Below are 18,213 nucleotides of genomic sequence, written 5' to 3'. Positions count from 1 at the left end.
ACGTGGAACAGGCTGCGGACGGGTTCTGCCGCCTTCGCCCGACAGACGAGGATCCGCCATGTCCGTTCACCGGCGTCTCGGCATCGCCGCCGGGGCCGCGCTCCTGACTCTCTCCGTCGCGGGCTGCTCCGGCCTCGGCCGGACGGCGGTGGGCCCGATCACGTACGAGACCCCGAACGAGGTCGTGGTCTCCGTGACGAGCCCCTCCGTCAAGGGCTGTCACCGCCTGGCACCGGCCGGCGCGACCAGGGTCGAGAACGGGTCGCTGGTCGACATCGTCATGTACCCGGCGCCGGGCTGCCGGGGGGACGGCATCTACGTGGCCACCATGACCTCCGACTCGATCGCGCCGGGTACGAGGCCCTGGCGGAGCTACAGCCTCGTGCACTGAGCGGCGGCCGGGAGGCGGGCAGGGCCTCGTCCCCGCCCGCCCTTCTCAGGCGCGGCGGCGCAGGGCGAGGGCGAGCAGCTCCCCGTTGTGGTGGCGGCGCGTCCAGGCGATGACGACGAGCGGGACGGCGAAGAGGAGCGGCGTCAGGGCGTACTGGCCGTCGAAGACACTCATCTGCGTCACGAACGCCCCGATCATCAGGCCCGTGAGCGCGATCGCCGAGGCGCTCGACAGGATCGGGATCAGCAGCGCGATCGCACCGGCCAGTTCGAGCGCGCCGACCGTGTACATCAGCCAGTCGCCCCAGCCGATCGCGTCGAAGGACTCGGCGGCGGACGAGTGGCCGACCAGCTTGGGGGCGGCGCTGGGAACGGCGAAGGCGAGGGCGAGGAGGATCTGGAGCACGCGCACGGTGATGTCGAGGCGGCGTCCCTGGCGACGGACGGCGTCGGAGCCGGGCGTCGGGGCGGTGCCGGTGGTGGCGGTCGTGGTGGTGGCCATGGTGGATCTCCTCGTGTCGGCGTCGCGTGCGCTTTCGCTTTCACAGAGGTAGACGGTCCGGGAGCCGCAAACTCATCGCCGCCATGGTGCCCGAACCGGACTCCCGTCAGGGCGACTTGGGGCGCGCCCGGACCCATGTGCCGTCGTCCGTCAGGGTCGTGTCCACGACGAGGCCGGCCTCGCCCAGATGGCGCTCGAAGTCCTCCGGGGCGAGGGGCCGCGACAGGAACGTCTGCGTCCACCGCGCGTCCGGGAAGAGGTACTCGGCGAGGACCGCGTCGACGCCGTCGCCGACCGGTCGTGCCGACACGATCCGTACGGTGCAGCCGGCGGCGTCGACGCGCTCGCGCGGTACCTCGCGGTGCCAGTTCTCGCCTTCGCGCTGGATCAGCACACAGCCGTCGTCCTCGACGTGCCGTCGGCACGTCTCCAGCAGCGCCTGGCGCGTGTCGTGTTCGGCCGTGTGGACCAGGTACGACGCGAGCATGACCACGTCGAACCGTCTGCCCAGGTCGAGTGCCTCGATCGGGCTGAGCACGGTCTCCACGCCCGGCACCCGCTCCCGGACGGCGGCCAGCATCTCCGCCGACTCGTCGACGGCGGTGACAGCGAACCCCCGCTCGACGAGCGGCCCTGTCACCCGGCCCGCGCCGCAGCCCAATTCGAGCAGCGTCGCGCCGGGTGGCACGGCCGCGGCGATCACGTCGGGCTCGTTCCCGACCGCGAGCCGCCGGTACAGCTCGACGGCGCATCCGTCCGGGGTGATCGCCCCGGCTCCCGTCCCTTCGTGTCCCTCACGCATCGGTCCCCTCATGCCCCGGAGAACGCGGGGGCGCGCGGCGCCGTTCCCCCGGTGGGCGGGGGCGACCCGATATCGCCCGTACGAGTGAACGAGCATCGAACACGGGCCGCCTCGGAGCCCCTCCGGTCGTGTCCCCTGGCCGCCGCACCGCGTTCCCGAACGCTCCTGGCGGGTACATCGTAAATGGACGCTCCGGCCTCTGGGGAGATGCGATCGTCATGCGTACGGGCAGTGAACCGGCGACCGCGCGCAGCCCCCTGCGCCTGCGGTTCTGGCTGAGTCTGTGGGGTCTGCTCTGGGCGGGCTTCGGGGTGACGGCGTTCGCCCTGATCGGCCGGCCGGGGTGGGCGGCCGCGTGCGGCGTGCTGTTCCTCGTGGTCCTGGCCGACATGGTGACGGTTCTGCGCCGCCTTCGGCAGGGGCCGCACTGGCAGCCGGGCCGCGATGTCCCGCCCTACGAGCCGGACCACCGGGGCACGCCTCCGGGGGGCCGCTCCTCACCGTGATCACGGGGACACTCCCCGCTGACCGGACCGGTTGGCGGACCGCCCCTGGCTCAGTCCTCGGCGGCTCGGTCCTCGGCGCCGAAGCGGGCGGCCCGGAGGTACTCCGGCTTCGGGTCGAGCGCGGCCGCGAGCCGGAAGTGCCGGGTGGCCTGGTCGGGACGGCCCGACCGCTGGAAGGTGCGGGCGAGCGCGAAGTGCGCGAAGGCGTTGTCCGGCTCCCGCTCCAGGACCAGCTCGAACTCGAGCTCGGCCGGACGCAGTTGCGCGGCGGCGAAGAAGGCGCGGGCACGCAGCAGACGGGCGGCCGTGTTCTCGGGGTGGGCGGCGATCACCGAGTCGAGCAGCTTCACGGCACCGCGCGGGTCACGCGCGGCGAGCAGCTGCTCGGCGGCGCGGAAGTCGATGACGTGGGTTTCGGGGTTCCTCTCGGCCACGGTGGCATCCTTCCCTTGCTCCGGCGGTTCAACATCGGGGACCGCGGCGGTATTCCGTATCGGATGACGATCCCACCGCCGCCCCCTTCGCGATCCTTACCCAGCCGGAGCCGGAGACGATCGGCCGTGGGCCCCACCGCCCGCTCGCGCGGGCGCCATGGGCCCGGGCCGGATCCTTTCAGCGGCCTTCGGTCGAGGCCCGCCGGACGAGGTCGGCCCAGACCTTCCGCACCTGCGGCTCCAGCGCTTCGAAGGGGCCGTCGTTGTCGATGACGAGATCCGCGACGGCGCGCCGCTGCGCGCGCGTGGCCTGGGCCGCCATCCGGGCCCGCGCCTCGGGCTCCGCCATGCCCCGCAGGCGCACGAGCCGGTCGAGCTGGGTCTCGGGCGACGCGTCCACGACCACGACGAGGTCGTACAGCGGGGCGAGCCCGTTCTCGGTGAGCAGGGGCACGTCGTGGACGACCACGTCGTCCGGGCCCGCTCGGCCCTCCAGCTCGGCGGAGCGGGCGCCGACGAGCGGATGGACGATGGCGTTGAGGGTGGCCAGTCGGTCGGAGTCGGCGAAGACGATCGCGCCGAGTTTCGGCCGGTCCAGTGTCCCCTCCTCCGTGAGGATCCCGGTCCCGAACGCCTCGACGACGGCCGCGAGCCCCGGGGTCCCGGGCTCGACGACCTCACGGGCGATCCTGTCGGCGTCGATCAGCACGGCTCCGTACGAGACGAACAGCCGTGACACTGCACTCTTGCCGGCGCCGATACCGCCGGTCAGGCCCACCTTCAGCATGAGCGGCAGCTTAGGACCCCGGCCCGGTCGCCGTCCGGCGGGGGCGGGGTCCGCTCGCGCCGGACGGTCCGGGGAGCCTTACGCCTCGCCTTCACGCTCTGCGAGGAAGCGCTCGAACTCGCGGCCCAGCTCGTCGGCCGAGGGCAGGTCGACGGGCTCGGCGACCAGGCTGCCGCGGGTCTCGGCGCCCGCCATGGCGTCGTACTGGTGCTCGAGACCCTGGACCAGCGCCACCAGCTCTTCGTCGCCCTCACCGATCTGGCGGTCGATCTCGGTCTGGGTCCGCCGCGCCTCCGTGCGCAGGGCGTGCGCCACGGACGGCAGGACGAGCCCCGTGGCCGCCGTGATGGCCTCCAGGGCGGTCAGCGCGGCGTCGGGGTAGGAAGCCCGCGCGATGTAGTGCGGGACGTGCACGGCGATCCCCAGGGTGTCGTGGCCGGATTCCGTCAGCCGGTACTCGATCAGGGCCTCGGCGCTGCCGGGCACCTGGGCCTCGTCGAAGGGGCTGCGGTGGCCCGGGACGAGGTCCGTGCGGCTTCCGTGCGGGGTGAGGCCGACGGGGCGGGTGTGCGGCACCCCCATCGGAATGCCGTGGAAGTTCACCGCGAGGCGCACGCCGAGGCGTTCGACGATCTGCCGGACCGCGACGGCGAACCGCTCCCACTCCACGTCCGGCTCGGGGCCGGACAGCACCAGGAAGGGCGCCCCGGTGGCGTCCTGGACGAGGTGCACCTCGATGGCCGGCGTCTCGTACGCCGTCCATCGGTCGCGCCGGAAGGTGAGCAGCGGTCGGCGGGCCCGGTAGTCGACGAGCCGGTCGTGGTCGAAGCGGGCGACCACCTGGTGCGGCATGGTGTCCAGCAGGCGCTCGACGATCTGCTCGCCGGTCTCACCCGCGTCGATGTATCCGTCGAAGTGGTAGAGCATGACCAGCCCGGCCGACTCCTGCGCCAGGGCCACGTCCACCACGGCCAGGCCCTTCTGGTCCCATTCGTACAAATCCTGGGGATCAAGCACGATTACCGCTCCTCCTCGCGTTCCGTCAGGGGAACGCCGCACGGAGCGAGGGCATTCCCCCGCGGCGGCCTATGCCGATCTCTTCGCCCTCTGGTCCAGACCTTGACATGCACATGTGGCCATCTTTACCGTCACGGAGCAGCAAGCGTTCAGCCTGTCGTTCGCCGTACACATACGAGAACCCCCTCGCGCGGAGCGGCCGCTCCGGCGAGAACGCCACGCTTTTACGGGAAGGCACCCCCATGCGCACCCGCACTCTGCTCCTCACCCTGCTCCCGGCCCTCCTCGCCGTTCCCCTCGCCGCCCCTCCGGCCACCGCCGCCACCATCGAGGTGTCCACCACCGCCCAGCTCAAGACGGCGCTGGCCGGCGTCAGGCCCGGGGACACGATCCACCTCGCCGACGGGACGTATACCGGCAACTTCAAGGCCACCACGCCGGGAACGTCCGCCGCCCGGATCACGCTCACCGGCTCCTCGCGCGCCGTGCTCACCGCCGGCGGCGGCTACGGTCTGCATCTCGACGGCGCCTCGTACTGGACGGTCAAGGGTGTCACCGTCACCGGCGGCCAGAAGGGGATCATGGCGGACACGGCGAACGGCGTGGTCATCGACGGCGTCACGGTGCACGGTCTGGACATGGAGGGCGTGCACTTCCGCAAGTCCAGCAGGAACGGCGTCATCAGGAACTCGAGGATCTACGACACCGGGAACGACGGCCGCGGGATGGGCGAAGGCGTCTACGTCGGCTCCGCCAACACCCTCTCGGACAAGAGCGACAACGTTCAGATCGTCGGAAACATCATCGGCCCTGACGTCGGCGGGGAGGCGGTCGACATCAAGGAGGGCACCACCGGCGCGAGGATCATCGGCAACACGTTCGACGGACGCGGTCTCACCGGCGCCAACTTCGACGACTCGTGGGTCGACGTGAAGGGCAACAACGTCCTGGTGGAGAACAACACCGGCCGCAACACCACCGACAACGGCTTCGAGACCCACACGCAACAGAGCGGCTGGGGCTGCGGCACGGTCTTCCGTGGCAACCACTCCGATCTGACGGGTGCGACCGGACCGAAGCAGCTGGCGATCAACGTGACCAACCGGAGCGGCAGCTGCCCGACGACGGTCTACAGCTCGAACACGGTGACCGGGGGCAAGGGCCTGACGAACATCCCCGTCACCCCCTGACGCGTCCGGCCGCACCGAGGAGACCGGGCGGCCGGAATTCGACCGGACCGCCGCAGAAGGCGAGAAGGCCCGCTCCCCCAGAGGGGAACGGGCCTTCTCGCTTCAGCCTGTCAGCTGGTGGTCAGAGCGTTCAGCTCTGGCCGCCGGCCAGCTTCTCGCGCAGGGCAGCCAGGGCCTCGTCCGACGCCAGGGCGCCGGAGGTGTCGTCCGACTCCGAGGAGTACGAACCACCGGAGACGCCCGCCGGGGCACCGGCCGGAGCGGCGGCGCCACCCTCGGCAGCGGCGGCCTCGTCGGCCTCGCGGGACTTGATGACCTGAGCCTGGTGCTGCTCGAAGCGCTGCTGCGCCTCGGCGTACTGGGTCTCCCAGGCCTCGCGCTGGGTCTCGTAGCCCTCGAGCCAGTCGTTGGTCTCGGGGTCGAAGCCCTCGGGGTAGATGTAGTTGCCCTGGTCGTCGTAGGACGCGGCCATGCCGTACAGGGTCGGGTCGAACTCGACCGAGGCCGGGTCGGCACCGAAGGACTCGTTGGCCTGCTTCAGCGAGAGGCTGATGCGACGACGCTCGAGGTCGATGTCGATGACCTTGACGAAGATCTCGTCGTTGACCTGGACGACCTGCTCCGGGATCTCCACGTGGCGCTCGGCCAGCTCGGAGATGTGGACCAGACCCTCGATGCCCTCGTCCACGCGGACGAACGCACCGAACGGAACCAGCTTGGTGACCTTGCCGGGAACGACCTGGCCGATCTGGTGCGTCCGGGCGAACTGCTGCCACGGGTCCTCCTGCGTCGCCTTCAGCGACAGGGAGACACGCTCGCGGTCCATGTCCACGTCGAGAACCTCGACGGTGACCTCCTGGCCGACCTCGACAACCTCGGAGGGGTGGTCGATGTGCTTCCAGGACAGCTCGGAGACGTGCACGAGACCGTCGACGCCACCCAGGTCCACGAAGGCACCGAAGTTGACGATCGAGGACACGACGCCGGAGCGGACCTGACCCTTCTGGAGGGTCGTGAGGAAGGTCTGGCGGACCTCGGACTGGGTCTGCTCCAGCCAGGCACGGCGGGACAGGACCACGTTGTTGCGGTTCTTGTCCAGCTCGATGATCTTCGCCTCGAGCTCCTTGCCCACGTAGGGCTGGAGGTCGCGGACCCGGCGCATCTCGACCAGGGAGGCCGGGAGGAAGCCACGGAGGCCGATGTCGAGGATGAGACCACCCTTGACGACCTCGATGACGGTACCGGTGACGATGCCGTCCTCTTCCTTGATCTTCTCGATGGTGCCCCAGGCGCGCTCGTACTGGGCACGCTTCTTCGAGAGGATCAGGCGGCCTTCCTTGTCCTCCTTCTGAAGGACAAGGGCCTCGATCTCGTCGCCGACCTTGACGACCTCGTTCGGGTCGACGTCGTGCTTGATCGAGAGCTCGCGGCTCGGGATGACACCTTCGGTCTTGTAACCGATGTCGAGCAGGACCTCGTCCCGGTCGACCTTCACGATGACGCCGTCGACGATGTCGCCGTCGTTGAAGTACTTGATCGTCTCGTCGATCGCGGCGAGGAAGGCTTCCTCGTTACCGATGTCGTTGACCGCAACCTGCGGGGTGGTGGCGGTGGTCTCGGTGCTGCTCGTCATGTGGGAAAGGGCTCCGGTTACGGACAGAAAGTCGTAGGTACTGCTACGCCGTGAGCCCGTATCGCACCAAGAAGCCGGACAGCCAATGAAGCGCCGATCCGCGAACGGTGGCGCCCCGAAAACCGAGGGGACATACAACAGGTACGAGCGCGGCCTGCTCCGTCTGAGGCGCGCAGGCCCGCAGCGCAACCTTTAGCATACGGGGGCAGCCGGACAGGGTCAATGCGCGAAGCGCGCACCCGGGGCGGATCGCCGCATAACCGGCACAACTCAAGCCACTCGCGGCCGTCCTGGCCACGAAGGCCACCGCCGCGCTGAGCGCAAACTACATCGACGGGCGAGATGAACCAAGAGTACGGACGGCAGGACGAGAGCGACTTCGAGCCGGAGGCGACGCGGCGTGACGCCGACGACGCGGAGAGCACCCGGGCGAGTCGTGGCTGGTGGGACAGGAACGCCGACGAGTACCAGAGTGACCACGGAGCGTTCCTCGGGGACGACCGGTTCGTCTGGGGCCCCGAAGGACTCGACGAGGCCGAGGCCGGGCTGCTGGGGCCGGCCGGGTCGCTGAAGGGCCGGGACGTCCTGGAGATCGGCGCGGGCGCGGCGCAGTGCGCGCGCTGGCTCGCCCGGCAGGGCGCCCGGCCGGTGGCGATGGACCTCTCCCACCGGCAGCTCCAGCACGCCCTGCGGATCGGCGAGGACGTACCGCTGGTCGAGGCGGACGCCGGCGCGCTGCCCTTCCGGGACGGCTCCTTCGACCTGGCGTGCTCGGCGTACGGCGCGGTTCCGTTCGTGGCGGACCCGGTCAGGGTGTTCCGGGAGGTCCGCCGGGTGCTGCGCCCCGGCGGCCGCTGGGTGTTCTCGGTGACCCACCCGATCCGCTGGGCGTTCCCGGACGAGCCGGGGCCCGAGGGCCTGTCCGTCGCCGCCTCCTATTTCGACCGCACCCCCTATGTCGAGCAGGACGAGGAGGGCCGGGCCGTCTACGTGGAGCACCACCGGACGATCGGGGACCGGGTGCGGGACGTGGTGGCGGGCGGGTTCCGCCTGGTGGACCTCGTCGAGCCGGAGTGGCCCGCGTGGAACGACCAGGAGTGGGGCGGCTGGTCCCCGCTGCGGGGCCATCTGATCCCCGGCACGGCGATCTTCGTCTGCGAACGGGACTGACTCACGGCATCACCGCCGGTCATTTGAACACATGGGGCTTGTGGACAGCCGTGCCCGCCGCCGGTGACGACGTATGAGACTGAGTGCGTGATCCGACACGACGCACTCGACCTTCTGCCCGTCCGCCATGCCGTCCCCGCGCTGCTGAGCGCGCTGGACGAGCGCGGCGCGGCGGTGCTGTACGCCCCTCCCGGCACCGGCAAGACGACGTTGGTGCCGCTCGCCCTGGCCGGTCTCATAGGGGACGGGCCGCGGCGGCGGGTGCTGGTGGCCGAGCCGCGCCGGATGGCGGTACGGGCGGCGGCCCGGCGGATGGCGTGGCTGCTCGGCCAGGAGGTCGGCGAGGCCGTCGGCTTCTCCGTCCGCGGTGAGCGCCGGGCCGGGCCCTCCACCCGGATCGAGGTGGTGACGACGGGCGTCCTGCTCCAGCGGCTCCAGCGGGATCCCGAGCTGTCGGGCGTGGACGTCGTCCTGCTCGACGAGTGCCACGAGCGTCATCTGGACGCCGACACGGCGATGGCGTTCCTGGTGGACGTCCGGGCGACACTGCGGCCGGAGCTGCGGCTGATCGCGGCGTCGGCGACCAGCGACGCCGAGGCGTGGGCGGAACTCCTCACGGTCCTCGACGGGTCCGGTCCCGCGCCGATCGTGCGGGCGACGGGAGAGGGGCACGGGTGCCGCGTCCTGTTCGCTCCCCCGCCCGCCGGCATCCGGCCGGCGCACGGCACCTGGGTGGATCCGGCGCTGTTGCGTCACGTCGCGGCGACGGTGCGGCTTGCGCTGGAGCGCCACGAGGGCGACCTGCTCTGCTTCCTTCCGGGCACGGGCGAGATCGCCCGGACGGCTGGGATGCTGGCCGGCCTGGACGCGGAGGTGCTCCAGTTGCACGGCCGCGCCCCGGCGGCGGTCCAGGACGCGGTGCTGCGCGGGACGGAGCCGGGCGGACGGCGGCGCGTGGTCCTGGCGACGGCCGTGGCGGAGTCGAGCCTGACGGTGCCGGGGGTGCGGATCGTGGTCGACTCAGGGCTCGCCCGGGAGCCGCGGACGGACCATGCCCGGGGTCTCGGCTCGCTGGCGACGGTGCCTGTCTCGGTGGCCGGGGCGACCCAGCGCCTGGGCAGGGCGGGGCGCGAGGCGTTCGGCACGGTGTACCGCTGCTGGGCCGAGGCGGACGACGGACGCCGGGCGAGGTTCCCGTCCCCGGAGATGAGGATCGCGGACCTGGCCTCGTTCGCCCTGCGGGCGGCGTGCTGGGGTGACCCCTCAGCGGCCGGTCTCGCCCTGCTCGACGCCCCGCCGGCCGGGGCGATGGCGGCGGCCCGTTCCGTGCTGACGGCGATCGGGGCGGTGGAGGAGGACGGTCGGGCGTCGGAGCGGGGGGTGCGGATGGCCCGGCTCGGCCTGCATCCCCGGCTGGCTCGGGCTCTCCTGGACGGGGCGCCCGCGGTGGGCACGCGGCGGGCCGCCGAGGTGGTGGCGCTGCTCAGCGAGGAGCCCCCACGGGAGTACGGCGACGATCTCTCGGCGGCCTGGCGGGCGGCTCGACGGGGCGCGGACGGATACGGGGCGCGTTGGAAGGCGGAGGCGCGGCGTCTGGAGCGGTCGGCCGTCGACGCGGGGGCACCGCGCCCGGCCTCTGTCGGACCGGATGCGGAGCGGTCGGCCGCCGTGCGGCCGGACGGCACGGAAGGCCAGGGGGCCCCGAAACCGGTCGCCGTTTCCGCCCCTTCGGGGACGGCGGGGACGGGGGATGACTCCGCGGCCGGGCTGGTGACGGCGTTGGCGTTTCCCGAGCGGGTGGCACGGACGCGGCAGGGCAGCGGGTTCCTGATGGTGTCGGGGACGGGCGCCGAGCTCGCCGAGGGATCCGGCCTGCGGACCGCTCCGTGGCTGGCCGTGGCCGTCGCGGACCGGACGGCGCAGAACGCCACGGCGCGGGTGCGGCTGGCGGCCGTGGTGGACGAGGAGGTGGCGCGGGCGGCCGCCGGGCATCTGCTCGCCTCGGGTGAGGAGGTCCGATGGGAAGACGGGGACGTCGTCGCCCGGTGGGTGTCCCGCCTGGGCGCCGTGGAGCTGGCGGCGCGGCCGCTCGGGGGCGGGGCCGCTCCCGGAGCGGTGCGGGAGGCGCTGCTCGACGGCCTGCGCCGGGAGGGTCCGGGGCTGCTGCGGTGGAGCCGGGACGCGGAGGAGCTGCGCGGGCGGCTCGGTTTCCTCCACCGGGTGCGGGGCGAGCCCTGGCCGGACGTCTCGGACGGGGCGCTTGTGGACCGGGCGGATGAATGGCTGGAGCCCGAGCTGTCCCGGGCCCGGCGGCGCGCCGATCTCGGCCGGATCGACGCCGGTCAGGCGCTCGGGCGGCTGCTGCCGTGGGCGACGGGCGAGGCGGCGCGTCTGGAGGAGCTGGCGCCCGAGCGGATCGAGGTGCCGAGCGGCTCGCGGATACGCGTCGACTACGGCGGGGAGCAGCCGGTGCTCGCGGTGAAGCTGCAGGAGATGTTCGGGCTCGCCGAGACGCCCCGGGTGGCGGGGGTCCCCGTCCTGGTCCATCTCCTCTCCCCCGCCGGCCGTCCCGCGGCCGTCACCGCCGATCTGGCCTCGTTCTGGAAGGAGGGGTACCGCGCGGTGCGGGCGGAGCTGCGCGGCCGCTATCCGAAGCATCCGTGGCCGGAGGATCCCGGGGCCGCGGAGCCGACCCGGCACACCAGCGCGCGGCTCAGACGGGAGCGGTGACGGGCGACGGCGTCGGGCCGGGGTCCGCTTCCGGGCGCCGGGAGCGCGCCTCGAGCCAGAGGGCGAGGGCGAGGAGGGTGAGGGCGAGGACGACGAAGGTCCACGGCAGATAGGAGACGAGCAGCAGGACCATCAGGCGGTTGGACTCGACCAGCTCGACGACGGCGGTGATGTAGTCCTCGCGCATCTTCACATGGCCCTCGAAGACCGTGACGGTGTCCTGTCCCATCATCGCCCGGGCGTTGCGGAGCTCCTCCTTGTGGATCTCCTCGCCGTTGACGGGGGCTCCGGTGACGGGGTCGACCCAGAACATGCGCCGGGTGGTGTACCACCGGGTGAGGCCGGAACCGGCGAGGATCTCGGGGGTGATGCCCTTGACCGGCATGGTCTTGGGCATGGGGACCTTGGTCCAGGGGATGGTCTGTTCGAAGTAGTAGACGTCCAGGCCGCGGAAGGTCCGGGTGCCCTGGTAGTGGATGGGGGCGGAGGTCCGGGTCTGGGCGTCGAAGTACCGGTAGTCGCGCTTCTCGGTGAGGAAGGGCCATTTGAACTCGATGCCCTCGCGCCGGACGGGGTCGCCGTCGACCATCTCGCCGGTGGCGTGGACGGGGTCCTGGGTGTGGGCGTCGAAGATGTACCGCTCGGGGATCCGGGACACCATCGCGCCGTCCGGCCCGGCCACGAAGGAGAGCGAGTCCCAGACGACCACGTCCCGGCCGGCGTCTCGCTCGATCTTCCTCGACTCCTCCACGTTGCCCTTGAGGGTCTGGATGATCGTGATCTTCTCGATCTTCTCGGCCTTGAGCGTGGAGTAGTTGAGGAGGGTGGCCGGCTTCGCCTCCAGGACGGTCTCCTGGTACTGGTTCGGCGGGATCTTCGCCAGCCGGGGGAAGGCGTACCAGCGCAGGGTGGGGGCCATCGCGGCGAAGAAGACGGCGAAGGAGAGCAGGACGAGGCTCGCTCGGCGGCGCATGGAAGGGCTCCTCCTACTTCTTGGGGCCGGGGTCGGCGGTGAGGAGGGGGCGGGGGGAGGTGGGGCCGTCTGGCGGCAGCTCGACCACGGAGACGAGCAGGATGACGAGGAGGACGGGGACCAGCCCGAGGGCTGCGGCGACGAGGGCACGCACGGTCGGCCTCCCGGTGCTCGAACTGATGCGGCGTCAGGGCGGGGGCACCGTAGCAACGGGGCCGTGAGATGAGAACACGTTGCACCCAGAACACGGCTTCGTCGCCGGGCGGCGGCCCTCCCCCGCACACAGAGCCGCCCCTCCGTCCGGAGGGACGGAGGGGCGGCGCGGGGACGCGTGCGGGACCGGAGTCCGTGCGGTCAGGAGGTGGAGCTGGGCGTCGGCGACGGCGAGCCGTCGGGCGACGTCGACGGGGACGGGGTGGGCTCGGGGGCCGGGGCGGTCACCGTGAGCTCGATCAGCACGCTGCCGCCGCCGGGCGCGGTCAGCCGGAGCAGGAACGTGCCCGCCTCGCCGTCCGCGTAGATGTCCGGCAGGGTCAGCAGACCGTTCTCGTCCGTCTTGAGGCCGGTCAGGGTCCGTACGGGATCGCCGTTCGCGTCCTTGAAGAACGGTCCCTTCCCGGCCGCCCCGGAGTCCTGCGCCGAGCCGACCATGGTGGCGGTGAGGGCGACCGACGCGGCGGGGGCACCGTCGAGGGTGGCCTTGACGAGCACCCGGTCGGCGAACTGCCCGCCGGTCGTCGCGGTCAGCGCCTTGGCGTCGCTGCGTACCAGGGTGTCGGCCTCGCGAGCGGTGACGGTCGCGTCGAATTCGACGGGGGCGAGGGTCCGGCCCACGACCGTGGCCCGCACGGTGAAGGTGCCCAGCTGCTCGCCCGCCCGCAGGAGCGGGGTGACGGCCTTGCCCGTGGAGTTCGTGGTGAGGGTGAGGCTCTTGGCCACGCCGCCGAAGTTGGCACCGGTCGTGCCGGTGATCTCGAAGCGCACGCTGAGCCCGGCGACCGGCTTGCCCGCCGCGTCGAGCGCCACGACCGTGGGCCGCCCGGCGAAGACGCCACCGGCGGTCGCCGTGAGCGCGCCCGTGCCGGCGTCCTTGATGCGGACCACCCGCACGGTCGCCGGCGGGGCCGGCGGCGGGGTGGTCGGGGTCGTGCCCGGCGTGGGCGGCTTGGGCTTCGCCGTGGTCGGCGGCTTCGACGGGGACGGCGTCACGGGGGCCGTCGGCGTCGTCTGCGTGGGCGAGGTGTCGCCGGAGGAGCTGTCGCTGCGGTCGACCGGCAGCACGCCCGTACCGTCCGGGACCTGGTGGGTGCCGCGCTTGTAGTACTCGAACCACGAGAGCACCGTGCGCAGGTACTCCGTCGAGCGGTTGTAGCTGAGGATCGCCCGGTCCAGGTCCGCCTTCACCGCGAGGTCGCGGTTGTTGGCGCAGAGGTAGAGGCCGGCGGCCTGAGCGGCGTCGTAGATGTTGTTGGGGTCCTTACGGCCGTCGCCGTTCGCGTCCTGACCCCAGGTCGCCCAGGTGGAGGGGATGAACTGCATCGGACCGACCGCGCGGTCGTGCTTCGCGTCGCCGTCGTACGCGCCGTTGTCGGTGTCCGAGATGTTGGCGAAGCCGACGCCGTTGAGCTGCGGGCCGAGGATCGCCGAGAGGGTGGTGCCGTTGGCGTCCACCCGGCCGCCCCGCGCCTGGCCGGACTCGACCTTGCCGATGCCGGCGAGCAGCTGCCAGGGCAGGTGGCACGAGGCGTCGCTGGAGGCTATGGACTGTTCCGCGCGCTTGTACGCGGCGAGCACGGTCGCGGGTATGCCCGCCTCGGCGGGGCCGGTGACGATGGGCAGGTCGACGGAAGTCCCCGGCTTGTTCGGGGTGTTCAGCGGCGGGAGGTCGGTGTAGTACGGCGACTGACCGGTGGCCGAGCCGTCCGGGGGCGTCGTCGCGTCACCGGCGCCGATCGACTGGTCGCCGCTCGCGTTGTCGGTGGGAGGCGGTGCCACGCCCGGTGCCTGCGAAGCGGCCAGCGCCGCGACCGCCGCGGCGACGACGGCCCCGCTCGTGGCTCCCCTGCGCAGCCGACGGCCGAGTTGCGCTGCCATGCGTATGGTCCCTCCCCCTCGAGTACACCCGCGCTCCCCGCGCGTGGACTCAGGAGACCCTATGACAACTCCGGGCCTGCGGGCACCGGCGCCTGACCGGCTTTCACGCTTTCGTCACCACTTGGCTGCCCCCGCTTCCGACGAAATCACTCCCGCATACTGGGCGGACCGTCGAAGGGGGAGATCCGATGCCGTTCACCTTGAGTCATGCCGCGGCGGTGCTGCCCGGCATCAGGAGAGACGGAAGGGGACGGGGTCCGCTGGTGGCGTCGGCGCTCGTGGCAGGGTCCTTCTCGCCCGACATGACCTATTTCACGGCCACGGCGGTCCCCGACGCGATGATGTTCGGGGACGTCACGCACGCTCCGCTGGGCATCCTGACGGTCGACGTGCTCATCACCGCGCTGCTGGTGGCACTCTGGCTGATGGTGCGTGAGCCGCTCGTGGCCCTGCTGCCGGCCGGCCGGCGGGCACGGGTGTACGCGTTCGTCCGGGGCCGCCCCTGGCGGGACCGGCGGCCGCTGCCCCTGGCCGCGTGGTTCTGCGTCTCCGCCGTCCTGGGGGCGACGACCCACGTGGTGTGGGACTCCTTCACCCACCTCGACCGCTGGGGGACCCGCGCGATCCCGTTCCTCGGGGACGTCGTGGCCGGCTTCCCCGTCTACCTGTACGCGCAGTACGGCGGTTCGGCGCTGGCTCTGCTGCTGCTGGTGTGGTTCACGGCACGCGCGCTGCGCACGCCTCCCGCGGACGGGGCACAGGCGGCCACGGAGACGGAGGCACGCCGGGAGGAACCGGCTCCGGCGCTTCCGGTGGTCGACCGGCGCGGGCGCCGGCTGGCGGCCGGACTCATCGGAGGATGCGTCCTCGCCGGCATCGTGCACCGCTGCCTGCGCTGGTACGCGTACTGGGGCCGGATCGAGTCGCCGCTGGACGTCATCCCGACCGCCTGTTTCGGAGGCGGCGCGGGCCTCGCTCTCGGCCTGGTGCTGTACGGGGCGGTCGTGCGCCTGCGCACGGCGCCCGCCGCGCCCGAGGCGGCGGGGAGGGACCGCGAGCCGGTGCGCTCCCGACGGGGCCCTCGCTGACCGGGCGCGACATGACGGGAGCCGGCACCCGCGAGGGCGCCGGCTCCCGCCGTACGGTCAGTGCGCCGCCGACTCCCAGTCCGGTCCGACACCCACGGAGACGTCGAGCGGAGCACGCAGCGTGACCGCCGCCGCCATCTCGCGGCGGACCAGGGTCTCCACCCGCTCGCGCTCGCCGGGGGCCAGCTCCACCACGATTTCGTCGTGGACCTGCAGGAGCATCCGGGAGGACAGGCCGGCCTCCCGCAGGGCGCGGTCGACGTTCAGCATGGCGACCTTCACGATGTCCGCCGCGGTGCCCTGGATCGGGGCGTTCAGCGCCATCCGCTCGGCGGCCTCGCGGCGCTGCCGGTTGTCGCTGTTCAGGTCCGGGAGGTACCGCCGACGGCCGAGCATCGTCTCGGTGTAGCCCGTCGCGCGGGCCTCGTCGACGACCCGCCGCAGATAGTCGCGCACCCCGCCGAAACGCTCGAAGTACGTGTCCATCAGCGCGCGTGCCTCGCCCGCCTCGATGTTCAGCTGCTGCGAGAGCCCGAACGCCGACAGGCCGTACGCCAGGCCGTAGGACATGGCCTTGATCTTGCGCCGCATCTCGGCGTCCACGGCCGACCGCTCGACGCCGAAGACCTGCGAGGCGACCGTGGTGTGCAGGTCCTCGCCCGAGGTGAACGCCTCGATGAGCCCGGCGTCCTCGGAGAGGTGGGCCATCACCCGCAGCTCGATCTGGCTGTAGTCGGCGGTCATCAGGGCCTCGAAGCCCTCGCCGACGACGAAGCCGTGCCGGATGGCCCGGCCCTCGTCGGTCCGGACCGGCACGTTCTGCAGGTTCGGGTCGGTGGAGGACAGGCGTCCGGTGGCGGCCACCGTCTGGCTGAACGTCGTGTGGATCCGGCCGTCGGCGGCGATCGTCTTGATCAGGCCCTCGACCGTGGACCGAAGCCGGGCCTGCTCACGGTGGCGGAGCATGATCACCGGAAGTTCGTGCTCCGTCTGGCCGGCCAGCCAGGCGAGCGCGTCGGCGTCCGTCGTGTAACCGGTCTTGGTCTTCTTCGTCTTCGGCAGGTTCAGCTCGCCGAAGAAGACCTCCTGCAGCTGCTTGGGCGAACCGAGGTTGAACTCGTGGCCCACCGAGGCGTGCGCCTCCTTCACCGCCTGCTGCACGGCACCGGCGAACTGCTGCTCCATCGCCTCCAGATGGGCACGGTCGGCGGCGATGCCGTGCCGCTCCATCCGGGCCAGCAGCAGGGACGTGGGCAGTTCGACGTCGTGGAGCAGGTCGGTGGCGCCGACCTCGCCGAGCTTGCCGGCGAACGCCTCGCCGAGGTCGAGGACGGCCCGGGCCTGCGCCATCAGGGCGTCGGCCTCGGCGTGCTCGTCGGTACCGAAGGCCAGCTGCCCGTCGGGGGCTGCCGGGGCCAGCTCGCGGTGGAGGTACTCGACGGAGAGCGCGTCCAGGGCGAAGGAGCGGCGGCCGGGCTTGACGAGATAGGCGGCGAGCGCGGTGTCCATCGTGATGCCCTCGATGTGCCAGCCGTGCTCGGGGAAGACCCGCAGCGCGTCCTTGGCGTTGTGCATCACCTTGGGGCGGGCCGGGTCGCCGAGCCAGGCCGTGAAGGCCCGCTCGTCGGCCTCGTCGAGCCGGGTGGTGTCGAACCAGGCCGCCTTGCCTCCGCCGTGGCCATCGGTGCCGGAGGCGCCTCCGGCGGCCGCGAGCGCGACCTCGCTGACGTTGCCGACGCCCAGGGCCCAGGTGGCCACGGTGGCCACGCCGAGCGGCTGGTCGCCGTGCGCCTCCAGCCACGCGGCCAGCTCGCCGGTGCCCAGGACCGTGCCGTCCAGCTCGACGCCCGCGTCCGGAACGGGGGCCTCTTCCTCCGCCGCGCCGGGATCGACCGCGAGGAGGCGCTCCCGCAGGCTGGGATTGCGGATCTCCAGGACCTCCAGGAAGCCCTTGAGCGCGGTCCGGTCATACGGGGCGCGCTCCAGCTCCGCGACGGTGCGGGGCAGCTCGACGTCCCGGACCAGCTCGGTCAGGTGGCGGTTGAGCTTCACCGACTCCAGGTGGTCGCGCAGGGCCTGGCCGACCTTGCCCTTGACCTCGTCGGCGCGCTCCACCAGCTCGGCGAACGAACCGAACTGGTTGATCCACTTCGTGGCGGTCTTCTCCCCGACGCCCGGGATGCCGGGCAGATTGTCGGACGGGTCGCCGCGCAGGGCGGCGAAGTCCGGATACTGCGAGGGGGTCAGGCCGTACTTCTCCTGGACCTTCTCCGGGGTGAAGCGGGTCAGCTCGGAGACGCCCTTGGTGGGGTACAGCACGGTCACGTGGTCGGTGACCAGCTGGAAGGAGTCGCGGTCGCCCGTGACGATCAGCACGTCGAAACCGGCCGCCTCGGCCTGGGTGGCCAGGGTGGCGATGACGTCGTCGGCCTCGAAGCCGTCCACCGCGAAGCGCTGGGCGTTCATGGTGTCGAGCAGCTCGCCGATCAGCTCGACCTGCCCCTTGAACTCGTCCGGCGTCGACGAGCGGTTCGCCTTGTACTCCGGGAAGTCGGCCGACCGCCAGGTCTTGCGGGAGACGTCGAACGCCACCGCGAAGTGCGTGGGCGCCTCGTCGCGCAGCGTGTTCGCCAGCATCGACGCGAAGCCGTAGATCGCGTTCGTCGTCTGTCCGCTCGCGGTCGTGAAGTTCTCCGCGGGCAGTGCGAAGAACGCCCGGTACGCCAGCGAGTGCCCGTCCATGAGGAGCAGGCGGGGACGGTTGTCTTGGGTCTTCTTCGATGCTGTCTCGGCCACGTACACGATCCTGCCACGGACCGCTGACAATCCCGTCCACGCCCGGTCCGGGCGGGCTCTGTCAGCGGTCCGTGACAGGATCGGAGACGTACACCCCAGGT

Annotated in this window: 16 protein-coding genes; 6 read left to right on the top strand and 10 right to left on the bottom strand. The window is 72.0% G+C overall.

Features of this window, described 5'->3' with window-relative positions; all coding sequences use genetic code 11:
- Positions 1 to 58 precede the first annotated feature (58 nt).
- Positions 59 to 391, top strand: a complete 333-nt coding sequence (locus AB0K65_RS09410) for a hypothetical protein (protein ID WP_365715176.1) — start codon at positions 59 to 61, stop codon at positions 389 to 391.
- A gap of 45 nt (positions 392 to 436) precedes the next feature.
- Here AB0K65_RS09410 and AB0K65_RS09405 read toward each other — a convergent pair whose 3' ends face one another.
- Both AB0K65_RS09405 and AB0K65_RS09400 read right to left on the bottom strand, forming a co-directional pair.
- Entirely contained in the window at positions 437 to 892 is a 456-nt protein-coding gene (locus tag AB0K65_RS09405; RefSeq protein WP_365715175.1) for a DoxX family protein, read from the bottom strand.
- Between the two features lie 106 nt (positions 893 to 998).
- The gene (locus AB0K65_RS09400; protein WP_365715174.1) at positions 999 to 1,694 is read right to left on the bottom strand and encodes a class I SAM-dependent methyltransferase; all 696 of its coding nucleotides are present in this window, start codon (positions 1,692 to 1,694) and stop codon (positions 999 to 1,001) included.
- Positions 1,695 to 1,912: 218 nt separating this feature from the next.
- On the opposite strand from AB0K65_RS09400, the gene AB0K65_RS09395 reads away from it, so the two are divergent.
- A complete protein-coding gene (locus AB0K65_RS09395) occupies positions 1,913 to 2,200 on the top strand; it encodes a DUF6343 family protein (protein ID WP_365715173.1) in 288 nt (95 codons plus the stop codon).
- 50 nt (positions 2,201 to 2,250) lie between these two features.
- On the opposite strand, the gene AB0K65_RS09390 is transcribed toward AB0K65_RS09395, so the two are convergent.
- The 3 genes from AB0K65_RS09390 to AB0K65_RS09380 all read right to left on the bottom strand — a co-directional run bounded on the left by AB0K65_RS09390 (position 2,251) and on the right by AB0K65_RS09380 (position 4,438).
- A complete protein-coding gene (locus AB0K65_RS09390) occupies positions 2,251 to 2,634 on the bottom strand; it encodes a tetratricopeptide repeat protein (protein WP_365715172.1) in 384 nt (127 codons plus the stop codon).
- A 178-nt stretch (positions 2,635 to 2,812) separates the two neighbouring features.
- Positions 2,813 to 3,421, bottom strand: coding sequence for a dephospho-CoA kinase (gene coaE / locus AB0K65_RS09385; RefSeq protein WP_365715171.1), 609 nt, complete (start codon positions 3,419 to 3,421; stop codon positions 2,813 to 2,815).
- 78 nt (positions 3,422 to 3,499) lie between these two features.
- On the bottom strand, positions 3,500 to 4,438 hold the full coding sequence (locus AB0K65_RS09380) for a PAC2 family protein (RefSeq protein ID WP_365715170.1): 939 nt from the start codon (positions 4,436 to 4,438) through the stop codon (positions 3,500 to 3,502).
- A gap of 242 nt (positions 4,439 to 4,680) precedes the next feature.
- On the opposite strand from AB0K65_RS09380, the gene AB0K65_RS09375 reads away from it, so the two are divergent.
- Entirely contained in the window at positions 4,681 to 5,628 is a 948-nt protein-coding gene (locus AB0K65_RS09375) for a right-handed parallel beta-helix repeat-containing protein (protein WP_365715169.1), read from the top strand.
- A gap of 130 nt (positions 5,629 to 5,758) precedes the next feature.
- On the opposite strand, the gene rpsA is transcribed toward AB0K65_RS09375, so the two are convergent.
- A complete protein-coding gene (rpsA, locus tag AB0K65_RS09370; protein ID WP_132915486.1) occupies positions 5,759 to 7,261 on the bottom strand; it encodes a 30S ribosomal protein S1 in 1,503 nt (500 codons plus the stop codon).
- A gap of 342 nt (positions 7,262 to 7,603) precedes the next feature.
- Here rpsA and AB0K65_RS09365 point away from each other — a divergent pair, with 342 nt between their 5' ends.
- Positions 7,604 to 8,431: a methyltransferase domain-containing protein gene (locus AB0K65_RS09365; RefSeq protein WP_365715168.1), complete on the top strand. Its 828-nt coding sequence runs from the start codon at positions 7,604 to 7,606 to the stop codon at positions 8,429 to 8,431.
- Between the two features lie 87 nt (positions 8,432 to 8,518).
- Positions 8,519 to 11,161, top strand: coding sequence for an ATP-dependent helicase C-terminal domain-containing protein (locus AB0K65_RS09360; RefSeq protein WP_365715167.1), 2,643 nt, complete (start codon positions 8,519 to 8,521; stop codon positions 11,159 to 11,161).
- Here the strand turns inward: AB0K65_RS09360 and AB0K65_RS09355 are convergent.
- The 3 genes from AB0K65_RS09355 to AB0K65_RS09345 all read right to left on the bottom strand — a co-directional run bounded on the left by AB0K65_RS09355 (position 11,145) and on the right by AB0K65_RS09345 (position 14,228).
- Positions 11,145 to 12,134 (bottom strand): DUF3068 domain-containing protein, encoded by a 990-nt coding sequence (locus tag AB0K65_RS09355; RefSeq protein WP_365715166.1) that lies wholly within the window; start codon positions 12,132 to 12,134, stop codon positions 11,145 to 11,147. The genes AB0K65_RS09360 and AB0K65_RS09355 overlap by 17 nt on opposite strands.
- Positions 12,135 to 12,147: 13 nt before the next feature.
- Positions 12,148 to 12,288, bottom strand: coding sequence for an SPW_0924 family protein (locus tag AB0K65_RS09350; protein WP_365715165.1), 141 nt, complete (start codon positions 12,286 to 12,288; stop codon positions 12,148 to 12,150).
- Positions 12,289 to 12,488: 200 nt separating this feature from the next.
- Positions 12,489 to 14,228 (bottom strand): lytic murein transglycosylase, encoded by a 1,740-nt coding sequence (locus AB0K65_RS09345; protein WP_365715164.1) that lies wholly within the window; start codon positions 14,226 to 14,228, stop codon positions 12,489 to 12,491.
- Positions 14,229 to 14,416: 188 nt separating this feature from the next.
- Between AB0K65_RS09345 and AB0K65_RS09340 the strand changes: the two genes are divergently transcribed.
- Positions 14,417 to 15,316 carry a DUF4184 family protein gene (locus tag AB0K65_RS09340; RefSeq protein WP_365715163.1) on the top strand — a complete coding sequence of 300 codons (900 nt, stop codon included), beginning with the start codon at positions 14,417 to 14,419 and terminating at the stop codon, positions 15,314 to 15,316.
- 57 nt (positions 15,317 to 15,373) lie between these two features.
- On the opposite strand, the gene polA is transcribed toward AB0K65_RS09340, so the two are convergent.
- Complete coding sequence (gene polA, locus AB0K65_RS09335) at positions 15,374 to 18,058, bottom strand: DNA polymerase I (RefSeq protein ID WP_365715248.1); 2,685 nt, start codon at positions 18,056 to 18,058, stop codon at positions 15,374 to 15,376.
- Positions 18,059 to 18,213 lie beyond the last annotated feature (155 nt).

It is taken from the genome of Streptomyces sp. NPDC053755, from assembly GCF_040677675.1.
Lineage (GTDB): Bacteria > Actinomycetota > Actinomycetes > Streptomycetales > Streptomycetaceae > Streptomyces.
This window is presented reverse-complemented; position numbering and strand designations above follow the sequence as displayed.